This window comes from Deltaproteobacteria bacterium, assembly GCA_023382265.1.
In the GTDB taxonomy this organism is placed as follows: domain Bacteria; phylum JAMCPX01; class JAMCPX01; order JAMCPX01; family JAMCPX01; genus JAMCPX01.
Genome location: JAMCPX010000062.1, coordinates 1 through 19,228, shown reverse-complemented (window position 1 = coordinate 19,228; position 19,228 = coordinate 1). Strand labels below are relative to the sequence as shown.

Below are 19,228 nucleotides of genomic sequence, written 5' to 3'. Positions count from 1 at the left end.
GTCTTAATATCCATTAAAAATCTATATTGTCAATGAAGACCCATACCTTGCTCACACTGAATTTTAAGCAATAGAAACCGGCTCATTCATTCGCTTCAATCTTAATTCCTCTTTTGCAATGGTAATTCATCAATTGCCCATGCAAAAAAATGCCAATAAGATCAAAGCCGCATTCTGTAATTGACTAAGTGTTGTTTATTGATTATTATAATATACAGCAGTATTGGATACTGCAATAAAGGATTGATAATAGGTTAGTATAAAAATAGTTTAAATGGTTATGATAAATTATATAAGAGAGGCGGATTAGACGATGCTTATACCAATGGTGATAGAACAGACTTCAAAAGGCGAGAGGGCTTATGATATATACTCGAGGCTGCTAAAGGAGAGGATCATATTCATAGGTGCACCTATAGATGATGAGCTTGCCAACCTTGTTATTGCACAATTACTTTTCCTTGAGGCAGAGGATCCCGAAAAAGACATATCTATTTATATCAATTCACCTGGCGGAGTAGTTACAGCCGGTCTTGCCATATATGATACGATCCAGTACATCAAACCGAACATAACCACGATGTGCATTGGTCAGGCAGCAAGTATGGGTGCTGTACTTCTCGCAGCAGGCGTAAAAGGTAAAAGGTTTGCATTACCTCACGCGAGGGTCATGATTCACCAGCCTTCCGGCGGATTGCAGGGCAAGGCATCGGAGATCGATATACACGCGAAAGAGATACTAAAATTACGTTCCGAGATAAATTCGATATTAAGCTCGCATACCGGTCAATCCATAGATAAGATAGAAGCGGATACGGAGAGAGATTTTTTTATGAGTGGCGAAGAAGCGATATCTTATGGTATAATAGATACCGTGGTAGCCAAGAGAGCTGAAATAAAGATATAGGAGGTTATAAGTTTGTCTACAAAAAAAGATGATGGGACATTAAGATGTTCTTTCTGCGGCAAAAACCAGAGAGAGGTAAAAAAACTCATAGCTGGTCCCAATGCCTTTATCTGTAACGAGTGTGTGGATCTATGTAACGAGATCATAATAGAGGACTACGAATCCCAGCAGGAGTCGTTTGGTACAAAAAAAACTACCCCAAAGCCCAACGAGATTAATGCATTCCTTGATAAGTATGTAATAGGACAGGAGCAGGCTAAAAAAATATTATCGGTAGCAGTCCACAATCACTACAAGAGGATAGATTCACATTTAAAGGCCGATGATGTTGAGATACAGAAGAGCAACATATTGCTTCTGGGCCCTACAGGTACCGGTAAGACTTTGCTGGCACAAACGCTTGCCAGGTTCCTTGATGTTCCCTTTACAATAGCAGACGCAACGACTCTTACAGAGGCAGGCTACGTAGGCGAAGATGTAGAAAATATTGTCCTAAGTCTTATACAAAATGCGCATTATGATATAGAAAGGGCACAAAGGGGTATAGTGTATATTGACGAGATAGATAAGCTGTCCCGTAAATCTGACAGTCCATCCATAACAAGGGATGTTTCCGGCGAAGGGGTACAGCAGGCATTATTAAAACTCGTAGAAGGGACTATTGCACATGTTCCGCCCAAGGGTGGAAGAAAACACCCTGAGCAGGATTATTTTCATGTTGACACAACCAATATCCTGTTTATATGCGGAGGTACATTTGACGGTATAGAAAAGATTATATCCAAACGTATAGGTGTCAAATCAATGGGTTTTGGAGCTGATCTAAGCGGGACAAGGGGCAAGACTTTATCGGAACTGCTTACGCTTGCAGAACCGGAAGACCTGATAAAGTACGGCATAATACCCGAGCTTGTCGGCAGGCTGCCTGTACAGGCACCAATGGAAGAACTTACGGAAGGTATGCTTGTAGATATTCTGACAAAACCAAGAAACGCACTTATCAAACAGTATCAAAAGCTTTTTGCCATGGAAGGTGTAAAGCTCATGTTTACACACGATGCCCTTGTTTTAATTGCCAGAGAAGCAATAAAGAGGAGATCCGGCGCAAGGGGATTACGGTCTATAATGGAAAATGTAATGCTTGATGTCATGTATGAAATTCCATCCCACGTGGATGTGAAAGAATGTATCATAAATGAAGATGTTGTAACACACAGAAGAGAACCGTTGTTAGCTTATGAAAAAAAATTGGAAGCAGGGGGAGGGAATCAGTAATGACATCTGAGAAATATACGGTTACTCTATTGCCTTTAAGGGACATTGTTATCTTTCCATATCAAACGATGCCTTTGATAGTCGGCAGGCAAAAATCTGTAAATGCGGTTAAAGAAGCTATTAAAAACAATGCCTATTTATTTACAACAATACAGATCGATCCAAAGGTTGAGAATCCTCAGGAAATTGATCTGAAAATAATCGGCACATTGTCGTCTATAGAACATCATATCGTAGAAAGTGATAATATAAAATTACTTGTAAAAGGTGTAAAACGCGCAAAGCTCATAGCGTACAGGGAGAATGAAAACTATGCAGAGGTTGATGTTGAAGTCCCGGAAACAATTATTGAAAATCCAGTAGAGGTTGAGGCTTTAAAAAGAGAACTGATTTTGGCTTTTACTGAATATTCTAAATTGACAAACACTATAACCCCGGAAGTTGTGGCGTATATAGCATCAATAGAAAACCCTGAGATTCTTTCAAATACAATATCGGGCAGTATTAAAATGAAATCTGATGAAATGCAGTCTTTGCTTGAGACCACAAACCTTGAAAAGGCTATGACACGTTTGCTTGAGAAACTTTATGCAGAGGCAGAGATTATTGGTGTAGAGAAAAGAATAAAAGCCCAGGTTAAAAAACAAACGGAAAAGGCACAAAAAGAGTATTACCTCAATGAACAGATGAGAGCGATTCAAAAAGAGCTTGGTGATAAAGATGAATTCAAGACGGAGATAAAAGAACTTGAGGATAGAATAAAAAAGAAAAAGCTTTCAGAAGAAGCAGGGAAACGATGTAAAAGCGAGTTAAAAAAATTAAAGATGATGTCCCCCATGAGTGCGGAAGCCGCTGTTGTCAGGAGCTATTTGGAATGGATACTATCCATACCGTGGTCGGAATTTATGGAAGAAAAGAAGGACATCAACGAGGCAAGAAAGATTCTTAACAGGGATCACTACGGACTTCAGCAGGTTAAGGAAAGGATACTGGAATATCTTTCGGTAAAGGCCGTTGCTCCCGGGGCAAAAGGTCCCATATTATGTTTTGTAGGTCCTCCAGGAGTTGGGAAAACATCACTTGCCAAATCCATTGCAGAAGCAACAGGAAGGAACTTTGTGAGACAGTCCCTTGGTGGTGTAAGGGATGAAGCGGAGATACGCGGACATAGACGCACCTATGTGAGTGCATTACCCGGCAAGTTAATCCAATCTATGAGGAAAGCCGGCTCATCAAACCCGGTGTTTTTGTTAGATGAGATTGACAAGATGAGCATGGACTTCAGAGGTGATCCATCTGCGGCACTTCTTGAGGTACTTGATCCGGAGCAAAATCACGCTTTTATAGATCATTACCTCGATCTTGATTATGATCTGTCAAAGGTTATGTTTATAGCTACTGCCAATACTGCTGCAGGTATACCGTCGGCACTACTTGATCGTCTTGAGATTATAAGATTACCAGGCTACATCGAAGTGGAAAAAAATAATATAGCCAAACAATTTCTCATAGAAAAACAACTTAAGGTTAATGGTTTAAAATCGGGACAGCTTGTTTTTACAAAGGATGCAATCAGAAGAATCATAATAGATTATACAAGGGAAGCCGGTGTAAGGAATCTTGAAAGAGAAATAGCTACCATCACCCGCCGTGTCGTTAAACATAATCTTGAAACAAATAAACTGGAACGAAAGGTTCTTATCAAAAGTAAAAGTTTAGAGCACTATCTTGGTATTCCCAAGTATAAAAGAAGCGAGCTTGAAGAGAAGGATCTTGTAGGTGTTGCTACCGGCCTTGCATGGACAGAGGCGGGCGGAGATATACTTGTAATAGAAACTGCTATTATCCCAGGTAAGGGTAAATTATTGGTTACGGGTAAGCTCGGCGATATAATGAAGGAATCCGCAATGGCTGCAATAACCTATGTAAGAACGATATCGGAGTTACTTGGTATAGAGAAAGACTTTTATAAGAAGGTGGATGTTCACATACATGTGCCTGAGGGTGCTATCCCAAAGGACGGGCCATCCGCAGGTATTACAATTGCATCATCTCTGGTGTCAGCATTGACAAAGATACCCGTTAAAAGGGATATCGCGATGACAGGCGAGATTACATTAAGGGGCAGGGTACTTCCTATAGGCGGTTTAAAGGAAAAACTCATGGCAGCTATGAGAGCGCAGATCAAGGAGGTCCTGATACCTCTGGATAATGAAAAAGATATTGTTGAGATACCGGAAATTATTAAAAAGTCTATAAAAATCATGTTTGTTGAACGCGTGGATCAGGTCATTGAAAAGGTGCTTAGGGTAAATAGTACGGAACAAATATGGAAGGGCAGGGGAGAGCAGGGAAATATCCTTCCTGTCATCCCACAATCCAGCGATATACCCATTACACCGACATCATTACCGCAGAGCAATTAAATACGAAAATGCAATAAATGTCATATCGGACCGGTAGCGGCTTACCTTATTTCATTGGGAAATTTAAAAGTACATTGATAGTTAATATCCTTAATATCCTGTTCACGAAAAGGAAATGCTTTGCATTGAAGCGGCCGCATCTTATAGATACTGCATACGGTATGAGTTTCATCCTTTTTAAGGAATGGACAGTGAAAAAAGATATTGCAACATACGCCGCACTGGTTACATTGTCCTTCTCTCGCATCAATGCCTTTTTGGACAGCGGAGGGCTTAAAGTGGACAATAAAGAACCTCGCTATCTTATTATAAATCAATATCGAGTTGTCAGTAATTTCAGTCTGCCTATTGTCTACAGCAGTACGAATAACACCCCATACAGAATACAATTTTAAAAGTTTTTCTTTCATTGCATTATTTAAAAATCACTAACAAATTTATTAACATCAATTTATTGCATAAATAAACAAAAATCAATGAACAGCATTTTATGTTTAAAGTTTATGTTTTCTGGCAATGAGGACAAATGACCAGCCGAGTCTTGGGAAGAATCTGTTTACAATAGGATTAAGCAGTACGTCGATAGCATTGGTGACGATTAGTAAGGCTGAAAAAAACATATAAAGAATCTTTGAATGGCTCTTTGATAATTCGCCAAGATGTACAACCGGCTCTGAAAAAACATTATAGTATTTTATACTCATAACCTCAAAGTTATTTTTTATTAAATCATTTATAAGTTCTTTTGGTTTACAAGCATTTTCGCCTTCTGTAAGATAATTAAAATATTTACCAACTTTATTAGCGAGCAGCCTTAATAGGTTATTACCGTTTGGATCTACCAGTATGATTAAGCCATTATCTTTTAAAGCATGATAACTCTGCCGGATGAATAAATCCTTGTGGAGAAAATGGTGCAGAGATCTAAAACAAAAGAGTGTATCTATTGCATCGGCTTTTATTGGTGTCTCCTCTGCAAGAGCCTGAATAAGGTGTATCTTGCTTGGAGGGACATCAATGTTTTTTACGAAGTTATGATGTGGGAGTAAAGCCTTTTTTAAAACGCCTAATGACAGATCGCATCCAATGGCGGTTTGTGTTCCGATCATTTTAAAATAATAAAGGTATCTTGATATGTTACAGCCAATCTCTAAGATTGTTTTTTGCAGTACGGCTGATTCGGGTATATAATCAATGGCCTTATCAAAAGACTCTCTATAAAAACGATTGAATAATTTTTCCGGAAACGATTTTGATTCACTAAAAAACGATAAACTGGCTGTATCAAAAAACAGCCTCTCTTTATTATAATATTGGGTATCGGAATTCATCTAAAGACTATATCAGTTAATGTAAGAAAAAATCAAATTTATTCTTAACGACACATTTTTCAACGTGCAAACAGACTTCATATTGTATTTTTTTGGTTAAGGAATCTATCATTATATAAACGGTTATTACTCGTTTTTACTCCTGTATTTATCTATTAAAGTATAGATCCCAGGGAGTGCTATCAGCGTGAAGATCGTTGATGTGATAAGACCTCCTATAAGTACAACCGCCATCGGTTTATCGATTTCGGCCCCGGTACCTACTCCAAGTGCAAGAGGCAGAACAGCAACGGATGCACTTAATGCCGTCATTAACACAGGCCTCATCCTTGTAAGTCCTGCATGCCTCGCCGATTCAACGTCACCCATTCCCGAGGCCTTATTGTAAAGAATATATTCAACAAGCAGTATTGCTTTCTGTACGGATAGCCCAAAGTGCGCAAGAAAACCTATAACGGATGATATGTTAAGGCTTGTATGCGTTATAATCAGCGCAAGCACTCCGCCGATGAGTGAAAATGGTATAAACACAAGCACAAGCCCTGCAATGGCCAATGAATCAAATGCGATATAAAGAATAATAAATATCAGGGCAGCAATAACTCCCATGATCAACAAAATTCTTTTTACCATATCGTGCTGGGTCCTATACTCTCCTCCAAGTGCGACGGAGTATCCCGGCGGCAGGTTAAGCATTTTTATCGCCCCGTTTATATCGTTTATCACTGCACCGGTTGATCTCCCCGATATGTTGCAGGAAAGCTCAAGTACCCTTTCCATGTTCTCTCTTCTTACAATGAATGGAGTTGTCTGATACCTTACATCCGCAACATAGGAAAGCGGTATCTTTTTATCATTGCCTTCATCAATCAAAAGTGTTGAAATGCTCTTTAGACTGTCTCTGAATTCCGGCATGGCGCGTACAAATATATCATACTGCCTGATGCCCCGCCTGTAGATTGTAGCAACCCTGCCTGCAAGCGCTGTTTGAATGTCAGCACCTGCCTGTTTCGGCGTTATGCCGTATATACCGAGCTTTGACCTGTTGATCTCTATGGATATACCGGGTGCACTTTTTGTCTGCTCTATGTACAGATCTTTGATACCTTTGATCCTTGAAAGCATTGTGTAAAGCCTTGCTCCATTCTCGTTTAGAACATTTTGATCGTTGCCGAATATCTTTATTGCGAGAGAGCCGCCGACAGCTATGCCGGACAGTGCTTCCTGAAGCCGCTCCGTAAGCGGTGTTGTAAGGATAATAGGTACATCCTTTGTAGAGGGCACGTGTATACGGATCCAGTTGTCGATTTGTGCAATTGTGTATTTCCTCTTTGACCATGGAACAAGTTTTAAAAATATTCCGGATTTTCTTACGCCTTCATCCTTCGGTGCATTCTCAGGTCTGCCCATGTGGGCAATAACATCTTTAACATCGGGCGCATGTTTTAAGATATTGGAGATCTCTATGGCTCTTTTTGTTGTTTCCGATAATGCTGTACCCGGAGGCATGTGTACCTTTACAAGTATTGCCCCCTCATCTATGGATGGAAGAAAGCCTGTTTTTATAAACCCTGATGATGCTATGACAAGGATCAGCGAGGATAGCATAATACCGATAATATAAACAGGGTGTTTTAATGAAAAATCAAGTGACGGCTTATAAATCTTTAAAATGGTCCGTTCCACAAGACTTTCGCTCTTTACTTTATTTATTCTGCCTTTCATGATCATGTAAGCAAGCACCGGCGTTAATGTAAGCGAGAGAACAAATCCTATAAGAATGGATGTTACAACGGTAAAACTGAAATCCTTAAATATAGCACCTGTAAAGCCGGGGAGTGTATAAAGCGGCAGGAACACAGCGATGATGATAATGGTAGAATATACAACAGGCCTTCTTACCTCAATAGAGCCTTCAAGTGTTGCAGCAATGGGGTCATCGGGCTTCATCTTTAGGTGTCTGAAGATATTCTCCGTATCTATGATGGCGGCATCTATCATTATACCAAGGCCTACAACAAGGCCCCCAAGGCTCATGACATTAAGGCTGTAGTTAAAAAGCTTCATAAATATAAATGTTATGATAATGGATATCGGGATAATAATGGCTATAACCATTGTGGTGTAAATATCGGCCATGATCAGAAAGATTATAACAATAACGGCAACTGTGCCTATTATAATGGCATCCCTAAGATTTGTTATTGATGCATTGATAAGCGTGGATTGATCGTTATACGTATGCAGAGTTACACCTTCCGGCATGGATTTCTTAATGGTATTGAGCCTGTCCTTGATAGATTTAATAATGGGCATGGCATTTAATCCATACTGTTTAACAACCGTTCCGAGTACAGCATGCTTGTCGTCAACTATGGCATTACCCTGCCTTATATGATGTCCTATATGAAGCACTGAAACATCGCCGAGATAAACAGGTATATTTTTGCGTGTTGCAACAACGATATGTGAAAGAGCGTTGAAGTTTTTTATCAGGCCGTTACCTCTTATTGAATAGGCAACCGGACCTTTAAATAGATATCCTCCGGTAAAGATCACATTGTTATCTCTAACCGCACGCACAACACTATTAATTCCGATATCATAAGACTTAAGGCGGTTCATATTTACAAGAATCTGGTATTGTGCAACCTCACCTCCGATATTCGTAATGTCGTATATGCCGGGGATCATCTCGAGCTGATATTTGACATCATACTCTGCGATAGCCCTTAATTCCTTGGAATTAACATCGCCGGTAAGATAATACTGTATGACCTCCGACATTCTGTCGGCGGCGTTTGATATGACCGGTGGATTTATCTCCGGAGGTAAGGCAGGTGCAATAGCGGATATACGCTGTGACAGCAGTTCAAGTGCCTGGAAATAATTTGTCCCCCAGACAAACTTTACGATAACAACGGACAGCCCTATCTTGGATTTTGACCATACTTTTTCAACCCCGAGTATGCCCCTTGTTGCCTGTTCAACCGGGAACGTGATTTCCCTTTCGACATACTCGGACGGCAGTCCTGGATCGGAGATGAATATCTTGAATATAGGTGAGTTGAGATCGGGGAGTAATGTTCTATCAAGCCGGCTATAGGTGAATATACCGCCAGTGACCAACAATAAAACAATTAATAGAATAAGGAATTTATGCGTAAGAGAAAAGTGTACTATTTTTTTAAACATCATAAATATCCTTGTATGATAATCTCGTACTGTGTAATCCTAATACCTTTGTCATAATACAGAGTATAATGTCTAAACACCGACAATATCATTACAGTATCATTACAATTTTGTAATCAACATTACATTTTTTGGGTTAAATAACATCACCGGTGTTGATCGGCAGGTTTAGCTGGTTTTGATGCTCAATGAGCTTTATAAGGAATGTTTTTCTGTGTATAGGACATGGCCCGTTTTCAACAATGGCTTTAACGTGTTCCTTTGTGCCGTAGCCTTTATTTTTAAGAAAATTGTATTGCGGATACTTTTTTGCATAGCCTGCCATCAAGCTGTCTCTGTATACCTTCGCAATAATGGATGCCGCGGAGATACTCAAGCATAGCCTGTCACCGGATATAATTGTTTTTTGGGGTATGTCTGTATCGATCTTCATATCGCCGTCAATCAGCACAATCTTAACAGTGTAATTTAGCAGCGCCAATGCCTTTTCCATTGCCAGCCTTGTTGCATTTCTGATATTGAATCTGTCGATGTCTTGCTCGTAAACAATACCTATACCGTATGATATGGCGTGCCTGCGCAGGCATTCATAAGCCTCAAGCCTTTGTTTTGAGCTGAGAAGTTTTGAGTCCTTTATCAATTTGCATTCAAAGTGATCTGGTATTACAACAGCACATGCAACAACAGGACCTGCAAGAGGCCCCCTGCCGACCTCGTCTATCCCAGCAATGCATGAGTATTGCATGTCCTCTACAAATGTTTTACAATCCACGATAATTTTTTGTTATATACTGACATAAAGTCATTATTTCCCTTCTTTGTCATTCCAGTTTTGCACGGGAATGACACGATAGACCGCGTCATTTTACTCTCTTCACAGCTTTTGCTATTCTTTTTCCGTATTTTCGTTCATGGATAGCGGAAGTATTTCCTGTTTTTTTTCGAGTTCCTGTTCCCGTGAGTTTATCTGTTTGAGATCTTCAAGGTTTGGCAGCTCGGACAGGTCTTTTAACCCAAAAACCTCAAGGAATTCCTGTGTTGTCCCATAAACCATGGGTCTGCCCGGCAGTTCCTTTTTACCAACAATCTTTATAAGCCCTCTTTCAAGCAGTGTTTTTACAACACCACCACTGTCCACTCCTCTTATATATTCAATCTCTGCTCTTGTTACCGGTTGACGGTATGATACAATAGCAAGTGTCTCGAGTGCCGGGGTTGAAAGTTTTGAGGGCTTTACGATAGTGAGTTTTTTAACCCATTCACTCAATGATGGTTTTGTCCTGAACTGCCATCCATCGGCTACAAAAACAAGCTCTATGCCGCTTGACTCATCATCATATTTTTTCTTTAGTTCCTGAATAAGTTCATCAACTTTAAGCCCTTTGATAGCTATAATAGATAACACCTGTTCGACATATTTTATTTTGAGTGGCTTGTTAGAAGCAAATATAAGTGCCTCGATTATACCGATGATCCTTTCTTTATTCATAATCCCTCTTTTAAGAAGTTATATACACCCATACCGATCCAAATGGTTCTTTTTGTTCACATCTTAATATTCTCAACCTCAGCAGTTCAAGTATTGCAAGTATCGTTATTATTAAATCCATTCTTGTAAAATCCTCAGGCAGCAGCGATTCTATTGTTGCACTTTTGGCAAGTGTCATAAATTCAATAATATCATTGATCCTCTGTGCGACATTTACCTTTTCTACGGTCATATATGCTATCTGTTCTTTTGGTGCCCTGTCAATGAGTGATCTGTATGCAACAAATAAATCGTATATATCCGCTTCTATGTTAAGAGGCACATCGTCAGGTACGATCTCTTCATTTATACCTTTCGGAAAAGCATCTCTGTAAAGCATTGTCACATCGTTGAGTCTTATGGCAGCATCTTTGAAAAGCTGATGTTCGAGCAATCTATTTATAAGCTCCTGCCTTTGATCATCAGGATTCTTTTCATCCTCATCTTGTGTCGGTATCAGCATTCTCGCTTTTATTTCTAATAGTGTTGCTGCTATTACAAGAAATTCGGATACAAGTTCAACATCCAATTCCTGCATCATATCTATGTAGGCAAGATACTGTTCAGTTATGAAAGATATGGGTATGTCGTATATATCAAGCTCATTCTTCCTGATTAAAAACAGGAGGAGATCGAGAGGGCCTTCAAAAACTTCAATATTGACTCTATAATCTTGAAGGGCCAAATTCATAGTTTAGTCCTATTGCCTCTTTTACTTCTTTTAATGTCTGAGAAGCAAACGTTTTAGCTTTATTATTTCCGTGTTCAACAATATCTTTTAATAGATTTGGGTGCTGCAAGAGCTGCTCCCGCTTTTCTCTTATAGGAGCAAGCAGCGCGTTGATTTCTTCAATAACAATCTTTTTGCATCCAATACATCCGATATCCGCCGATCTACAGCCCGTGTCTATATATTCAAGTTTATCCTTAGGTGTGAGCAGTTTGTGAAGATCGTATACAGGGCATACGTCGGGATTACCCTTATCCGTTCTGCGGATCCTCTGAGGATCTGTTACCATGTGATGAAGGATCTTATCTGTTACAATGTCCGGCGGATCCGAAAGGTAGATGGAATTATCATAGCTTTTGCTCATCTTTCTGTTGTCAAGTCCCGGTACTTTGGGTGATATCGTAAGGAGCGGCTGCGGCTCAGGAAAAATTTCTTTGTAAAGATGATTAAACCTTCTTGAGATCTCTCTTGTCAATTCAAGATGGGGTATCTGATCAGCGCCTATCGGTACTTTATGAGCCTTGTAGATCAGGATATCGGATGCCATAAGAACAGGATAGCCGAGAAATCCGTAAGTATGCAGGTCCGTTTCTTTTTCTTCATCGATTTTTTCTTTATAACTTGGTACCCTTTCAAGCCAGCCGAGCGGGGTGATCATAGAAAGCATTGTATGGAGCTCCGCATGTTCGCTTATGGCGGACTGAATAAAAATCGTCGCTTTATCGGGATCTATACCGACGGCAAGCCAATCGGCAAGCATCTGGATAACATCATTGCCGATCTCTTTTGTTTTTGAATAATTTGTTGTTAACGCATGTATGTCTGCTACAAAGAAATAGCATTCAAATTCTTCCTGAAGCTTTTTAAAATTCGTAAGGACTCCAAAATAGTGTCCAAGATGAATCTTACCGGTTGGACGTAATCCGCTTAATACCCTTTCCATCTTCACCCCTAACCAAGCAATAAATTTAATACACCAAGTAAATGAAATAGAGAATAGCCGGAGAATAAATAGGAAAGCATATTCGCAGGCAGCCATAAGATTATTGAAAGTATCTTTATTGGTGTAAAGCTGTCAAGCACAAATAAAATCAATAGTATGACCATTCCGTATTTTTCAAGCCAGTAAAATTTATGTTCGCTCTCGGTAGGTAATAAGCCAAACAGCACCTTTGATCCATCAAGCGGGGGAATGGGTATAAGATTGAATATACCAAGTGCAAGGTTTATTTGAAGGAACAGAATGAGCATTACAAACAAGGATGATACGACTACATTATTCATACTGTTAAGGCTGTAGTTTAAGGTGAATCGTATGATTATGCCGGCCATAATGGCAAGAGAAAAGTTAGCTCCGGGCCCTGCAAGTGATATCCATATCATGTCTTTTTTTGGGTTTCTCAGGTTGTACGGGTTTACCATAACGGGTTTTGCCCATCCGAAATGTGCTATGAAGAGCATCAGTGTACCAATGGGGTCAAGGTGTGCGAGGGGATTAAATGTAAGCCTGCCTGTCAGTCTTGCAGTCGGATCACCCAATTTATCGGCAACCAATCCATGACATATCTCATGTATCATCAGTGAAAACAGGATCACCGGTATTAATAAAATAAATTCTTTTAAACTTGCTGTATCCATTTAAGTTATGTATCTAACAGCATGAATTATAGCCTGTCAACGATAAAACTTATTTTGCAAGTCCAATGTCTATTGTTGTAATACCGGTAACCCTGTACTGAGCTGATGGCTTTCGCTTGTGAAACGGCGATGTTACTGCATTTTAAGCAGTACATTTACTCGTATATCTTCTCATCATCTTTATCGGATTCCGGCGCATCCGCCTCTATATCCCTTGTTGATGGCTGTTCACCAAGTATCTCTGTATAGTACTCATGCTGGATGATCAGATTCATTATCTCGTTTGTCCCTGTCCATATCATTAAAAGTCTTGCATCTCTTAATGCCTTTTCGATAGGAAAGATATTTGTATATCCAATACCGCCGAGTATTTGCATTGCATTATTTACAATACGCCATTGCATCTCTGTTGCGTATCGTTTTGCTTCAGATACGAGCCGTCTTGTCGTACCCGTGCTTCCTTCCGCATCAACAGCCTTTGCAGTAGCATGAACGAGTGCTGATGCGGCATCGAGTTCCATAATGCTGTCTGCGACCTTAAAGCTGACTCCTTCAAATGCCCTTATCTTTTTCCCGAAGGCCTTCCGCCTGTCAGAGTATCTTGCGGCTAATTTTAAAACCTCTCTAGCCCCGCCAATTGCTGCTGCCGACGTTGTCATCCTTTCCGGTATCATCATCTGATTAAAGATAAGACCGCCGGCATTCTCAACTCCCACAATATTTTCAGAAGGCACCTTTACATCTTTAAAAAGTATTCTGCCTGCTCCGCCCCCCCTTGTCCCGAGTAATCCATAAACATGTTTTACCTCGACCCCCATGTCACGTTCTACTATGAAAACGCTTAATGAATTCTGAGGCTTTGCGTTTGGGTCCGTTTTTGCGTAAACCAGAAACACATCGGCACCTTCTGCACCGACCACAAAACGTTTCTGTCCATTGAGGATGTAGTGATTTCCTTCTTTTCTTGCTGTTGTAGAGGCACCAAAGAAATCTGAACCACCGCGCGGTTCTGTGAGTGCCTCTGCACAGAATATTTTTCCATCAATAATGGGTTTAAGATATTTTTTTCTTTGCTCATCGCTTCCGAATACAGATATTGCTTCACCTACAATACTCACAAGAGAGTACAGGCATCCAAGAGACGAGCTGAGAACTCCAATCTCTTCAAGTGCTATTATTTCATCTTCCCATTTTAGGCCTCTGCCGCCCCATTCGGGTGAGAATCTTAAGCCCAGAAGCCTTCTTTTCGCGGCTTCGTGTAAAAATTCTGCAGGATAAGTTACCTTGTTATCATCCATATCCATTAAAAGTTTTTTCGGTACGGATTTTACAAAGTCTTTTACCTCGTTAATCAAATTTTTTTTCTTTTGATCTAAATAAATATTTAACATGCTATCTCCTTATTATTCGGATTTATAGGTATCTTTATATTCTTCTCTTATTATTTTTTTTACGAGTGGATCAGCATTATCGGCATTATACCTGCCGGGGAAAACAAGTTGTGCACCAACAATTGTTGCGGCCTGTGGGGTACCCCAGCCATTTGCGCGAAACATAAGTACGATCTAAAAAAAAAGTCCCTGGATGCACGCTGCGACGGAAAACCTTTCACAATATCCATATATGTCTCCTTTTTTACAAAACTACTTTAACCAAAGATACAGTTTCTGAATAAATATTTTAAAAAAGTTTTTCTGTCAAATAAAACAAATCGGTTAAAAACTAATCAAAAACTGAATTTTATATAAGCTCAAATACCTGCAAACCCTTGACAAATAAATTATTGTTCTGTTACTGGTATACATGTAAGTGGATTTTTCCTTTATTATGAAAGTGAAGGTGATGAAAATTGTAGGGGTTTTTCTCATCTTTGTACTTGCAGTCAATACGCTATCTCTTGCATCCACTGCAAGAGATAGTTATTTGCATACTCAATTCCACTCCAATGAGATAGATAAAGGTAAGAACTAAGAAAGGAAAAAAGAAATGCCGATTCGTAAAATTCTTGAGCATCTTGAGCAGGGGGTCGCTCTTGTAGACAGCTCTCTTAAAATTATGTTTGCGAACCGCAAATTCGAAAGACTTGCACAGGTATGTTTTGGAACAGCTCAGCCTTCTGAATTATCAAAGTACATAAGCAGCCTTGGTAACAGAAAGAGGGTGGTTGTCAGGATTGAGTCCAAAACAGACTCAAAGTTTTTTCTTGTTATAAAGGTATTCAGATCCGGTAAAGATAAGTTTTATCTTTTAATCCTGAATAAAAAGCGGCTGAGAAAGATCGATTTATTCAAAGCGCTGCAATCCGAATACAAGATTTCTTTAGATCAATTTAAGATAATTACGTATCTCAGCAAGGGTTTTAATAACGACGAGATAGCACGGCTATGCAACCTAAAAACTTGCAACGTGAAATACCACCTATCGCACCTCTACCGCACCTTTTATGTTTCAAATAGGATGGAGTTTATAAACAGGATTAATGAGGTTGAGAACGGTGTGTTTTGAACGATGAACCATTGCACTATCTATGATATGTACATAATTATACCGAGGTGATGTAAATGAGCGGATCAATGAAATTTGCCATCAGCATTCCTGATAAAGAATTTAAGGAGTTGGAATCTTAAAGAAAGAAGATAAAGATAAGCAGGAGCGGGTTTATTCTTAAATAATATAGCTATGGAAGAATCATATTCTGTTTCAATTTGCAAATTCTAAAAAACCATAAGCCTGAATGTTATTATATTTCAATATATTATAAAAACCAGTTTAACCAGTTGGCTAGTGGACATTTGAAAAGGGTAGAGTGATAATGGCGTATAATAACATAATTATTATGAAGAAAAAGATGATAAAGGTTTTATGGGTATTTCTCATTTTTGCGCTGACATCGAATACGAAAGGTTTTGCCTCGGCAATTGATTTTTCTCTGTCTCTTGCAGCGATCCTCGTTGTTTCGTCTGATTGCGAAAGCACAGACCTTTATTCCCCGCACTTTTCCGTTATTCCTGCGAAAGCAGGAATCCATTTAAATTCTTCTCTAATAAGAGGGGCGGGGTACCCAAGCGGGGATTGGGTCGGGTGTGTTTCTTCTTTTCACCATACACAAAAAACATATACCTCGGGTTCAGCCATTGCATCCCCGGGGTCATCCTCTTTGATCTTAAACTGCGTTAGCATTGATTCAATTCAACAATCTAAAGTAACTTCAAACAAACTTTCCGACATCTTTATTCCCCCGAAATAAAATTCCATTTTCCCTCTAAAAAGAGGGACAGGGTGTGTCATTGCGATACGCCTCCGGCGTAGAAGTAATCTCGCCATAGAGAATGCATTTCAGCATCCAAAGAAATAAAAAAGTAAAAACAAAATGGAGGATAAAATGAATAACAGACAAAAATGGATTTTCAAATTTATAATCATTGGTGTAGCAGCCATTTTTATAGTAGCAGGTTGTGCAGGTAAGAACGGCACAAACGGAGCAAGTGGTGTGGTTATGCCAGTAATTCAGAGTATGGCCGTTCAGGGTCTGCCTGCACAGCCTGACAGCAGTGTTACAGCAATGGTCAGTGCACAGAGCTCCGACGGGCTTGCATTGACATACACCTGGACGGTTTCTGCGGGTTGGACAGTATCGAACGGGGGTAATACGCCAACAGCAACAATAACAGCGCCCAATACCTATGGAACAGCAGGTACAGCAACCGTAACAATTACTGACGCACATGCCAGGTCGGCAGTAGGCACAGCGGCATTAATCACGCTTACAAAGAGTCTTGCCGGTGCTAACCCTCTTATCTCCGAATATTATCTAAATTCAGGTAAACTTCCGGCAATACCAGGCGCAAATCTAGTAATAGCTATACTGGCAAAAAGTCCCCAGGGACTTGCGCTTACCTATACATGGACATCCACATCAGGTTGGACAATACTGCAGGGTGGCAATACCTCTGTTGTAACGATAGTGGCACCGGACGCGTATGGTGCAACCGGCACAGCGACAATCACGGTAACAGACACGCAGGGCGGTTCTGTGACATGGAAGATTGCATTGAGTACCATGACTGCTGCACCTGTCATACAGAGTGTAAATGCCACCGGAGTTCCGGCACCCCCCGGTGCAAATGTAATTACTACGGTTAATGCATACAGCCCCATGGGGCTGGGTCTTACCTTCACATGGACAGTATCGAGCGGGTGGACAATAGCAAACGGCGGTAATTCTGCAGTTGCAACAATCATCGCACCAGCTACTTACGGTGCAACCGGCACAGCAACCATCATGGTAAGTGATACCAATGGCCTGTCCACGGTTGATACGGTTTCATTAAGTACACTTTCCGGTGTGCCTATTATCAATGGGATAACCGTGTATTATCAACCTGGTATTCCTGCAATACAAGGGGATTTGGTTTTGACCGGCACCATCTTTACTGCCGTTGTTTCTGCATACAGTCCAAAGGGGCTTGGACCCAATTACTCATGGACAGCATCAGGCGGATGGACAATAACAAGTGGCACCCACTCCTCGGTGGTATACGTTACATCTCCTGATACTTATTCTACACCCGGAGTGTTATCTGTTAATGTTACAGATACACAGGGCGGTTTGGCTATCTGTCAAGCAGATGTTCAAACTGTTTCTCCACCGCCATTGCCTGCGATCCAAAGTCTTACTGCATGGGGATTGCCTGTGAGTCCGGGTGCAAGCGTTATAGCGAATGTAATGGTTCAATCATCTCAGGGACTTACGATCACCTATAGTTGGACAGTATCCAATGGTTGGACAATATCTACTGGCGGGAATACATCTGTTGTAACAATAACAGCGCCGGGCACTTATGGTGCAACGGGTACCGCAAGTGTAACTGTAACGGATTCCCTTGGCAGGGTGGTATCGGGCTCAATACCATTGAGTACGATATCAACGATCCCGGTAATAAATAACATAAGCGCATGGGGCATGCCTATAACACCAAGCACAAGCTTCACTGCAACCGTATCGGCAACAAGTCATGTAGGTTACACACTTTATTACACATGGACAACCTCAACGAACTGGACAATAACAACCGGAGGCAGCAGCAATCAAGTTACCATCACATCTCCCGGTGCTTATAGTATGACCGGCACGGCAAGTGTTATTGTTTACGATTTGAATGGTGGTTCTGCAATTGCAACGATACCGCTTGCAACAGCTCCGCAGACAGAAAACTACTTTGCAACAGGCATCTATTCACAAGGTATTGCTATAGATGTATTAGGGCATATCTGGATAGCGAATAACGGCAGTGCAAATGTTTCAGTATTAAATTCATCAGGAGCAGCCCTATTTACACCTACGGTAGGTAGCAGTCCGGTAGGTATAGCCATTGATGCATCAGGCAATGCATGGGTTACAAATAGCGGTAGCGGAACTGTAACCGAGCTAAGTTCTTTCGGTATAACCCTTGGCACCTATCCTGTATATACAGCAGGTGCATCGCCCAAAGGCATAGCCATAGATCACAATGGAAATGTCTGGATTGCGAACGAAAACAGTAACAGTGTTACAGAGCTTAACTCGAGCGGCTATCCGATTGGGACGTATTCGTTAGTCGGCCCTAGTGATTGCGGGTACAATGGGTACAGCATAGCGATAGACGCATCCGGCAATGCCTGGATTACAACAGGATGTGGTAATATCGTTGAATTAAGCCCAGCAGGTAATATCGAGGGAACATATACCCCGCCAAATCAAGATTATATAAATATAGTTGGCGGCATAGCCATAGATGGATCAGGAAATGTCTGGGTTGTTTATAATATTTGGAATGGATCTGATGAAGTTAATGTTCTAACTAAATTATCTTCTACTGGTAGTGTTCTTGGAACCTATACCTTTGGTTCAAAGGCATGGGGGGTTGGTGGTATAGCCATAGATGCATCAGGCAATGTTTGGGTAGCTTGGATCTACGAAACTGAACCCGAGGTAACTGAGCTGAGTCCTTCTACAGGGCAAGTTATTAGTCAATACGGAGCAACAAGCTATTCGACGTATCAAGAATATGACGGCATTGCCATAGACGCATCAGGCAATGTGTGGGTAACGATACAGCGTCAATCGTTTTGGTCTTCCTCTGTCGCGGAGTTTTTAGGTGCGGCAGCAGGGCCTCAGTTCTTCCCGTATACAGGTCCACAAAATACCCATAAAACCTT

General features: G+C 40.6%; 15 protein-coding genes. 6 read left to right on the top strand and 9 right to left on the bottom strand.

The genetic code is table 11. From position 1 onward, the window contains the following. Positions 1-313 precede the first annotated feature (313 nt). The 4 genes from clpP to M1381_11445 are packed head-to-tail and all read left to right on the top strand — an operon-like array spanning position 314 to position 5,003. A complete protein-coding gene (gene clpP, locus M1381_11460; protein MCL4479689.1) occupies positions 314-907 on the top strand; it encodes an ATP-dependent Clp endopeptidase proteolytic subunit ClpP in 594 nt (197 codons plus the stop codon). A gap of 12 nt (positions 908-919) precedes the next feature. Further along, positions 920-2,182: an ATP-dependent Clp protease ATP-binding subunit ClpX gene (clpX, locus tag M1381_11455; GenBank protein MCL4479688.1), complete on the top strand. Its 1,263-nt coding sequence runs from the start codon at positions 920-922 to the stop codon at positions 2,180-2,182. Next, entirely contained in the window at positions 2,182-4,608 is a 2,427-nt protein-coding gene (lon, locus tag M1381_11450) for an endopeptidase La (GenBank protein ID MCL4479687.1), read from the top strand. The genes clpX and lon overlap by 1 nt, the downstream gene beginning before the upstream one ends. A 17-nt stretch (positions 4,609-4,625) precedes the next feature. After that, positions 4,626-5,003, top strand: coding sequence for a hypothetical protein (locus M1381_11445; protein MCL4479686.1), 378 nt, complete (start codon positions 4,626-4,628; stop codon positions 5,001-5,003). A 99-nt stretch (positions 5,004-5,102) separates the two neighbouring features. Here M1381_11445 and M1381_11440 read toward each other — a convergent pair whose 3' ends face one another. The 9 genes from M1381_11440 to M1381_11400 form a co-directional block, all read right to left on the bottom strand. Further along, entirely contained in the window at positions 5,103-5,939 is an 837-nt protein-coding gene (locus tag M1381_11440) for a methyltransferase domain-containing protein (protein ID MCL4479685.1), read from the bottom strand. Between the two features lie 126 nt (positions 5,940-6,065). Beyond that, a complete protein-coding gene (locus tag M1381_11435) occupies positions 6,066-9,137 on the bottom strand; it encodes an efflux RND transporter permease subunit (protein ID MCL4479684.1) in 3,072 nt (1,023 codons plus the stop codon). Positions 9,138-9,270: 133 nt separating this feature from the next. Continuing rightward, a complete protein-coding gene (locus M1381_11430) occupies positions 9,271-9,906 on the bottom strand; it encodes a ribonuclease HII (protein ID MCL4479683.1) in 636 nt (211 codons plus the stop codon). Between the two features lie 114 nt (positions 9,907-10,020). Next, entirely contained in the window at positions 10,021-10,623 is a 603-nt protein-coding gene (scpB, locus tag M1381_11425; GenBank protein ID MCL4479682.1) for an SMC-Scp complex subunit ScpB, read from the bottom strand. Between the two features lie 10 nt (positions 10,624-10,633). Then, positions 10,634-11,353 (bottom strand): segregation/condensation protein A, encoded by a 720-nt coding sequence (locus tag M1381_11420; GenBank protein ID MCL4479681.1) that lies wholly within the window; start codon positions 11,351-11,353, stop codon positions 10,634-10,636. Further along, entirely contained in the window at positions 11,328-12,335 is a 1,008-nt protein-coding gene (gene trpS, locus M1381_11415; GenBank protein ID MCL4479680.1) for a tryptophan--tRNA ligase, read from the bottom strand. Before trpS ends, M1381_11420 begins: the two co-directional genes overlap by 26 nt. 8 nt (positions 12,336-12,343) lie before the next feature. Next, complete coding sequence (locus M1381_11410) at positions 12,344-13,030, bottom strand: site-2 protease family protein (GenBank protein MCL4479679.1); 687 nt, start codon at positions 13,028-13,030, stop codon at positions 12,344-12,346. 155 nt (positions 13,031-13,185) lie between these two features. Next, complete coding sequence (locus M1381_11405; GenBank protein ID MCL4479678.1) at positions 13,186-14,421, bottom strand: acyl-CoA/acyl-ACP dehydrogenase; 1,236 nt, start codon at positions 14,419-14,421, stop codon at positions 13,186-13,188. Positions 14,422-14,433: 12 nt separating this feature from the next. Continuing rightward, complete coding sequence (locus tag M1381_11400) at positions 14,434-14,586, bottom strand: hypothetical protein (protein ID MCL4479677.1); 153 nt, start codon at positions 14,584-14,586, stop codon at positions 14,434-14,436. Between the two features lie 430 nt (positions 14,587-15,016). Here M1381_11400 and M1381_11395 point away from each other — a divergent pair, with 430 nt between their 5' ends. Beyond that, positions 15,017-15,535: a helix-turn-helix transcriptional regulator gene (locus tag M1381_11395; GenBank protein ID MCL4479676.1), complete on the top strand. Its 519-nt coding sequence runs from the start codon at positions 15,017-15,019 to the stop codon at positions 15,533-15,535. A gap of 877 nt (positions 15,536-16,412) precedes the next feature. Next, on the top strand, positions 16,413-19,228 hold a 2,816-nt coding region (locus tag M1381_11390), incomplete at its 3' end, for a hypothetical protein (GenBank protein ID MCL4479675.1).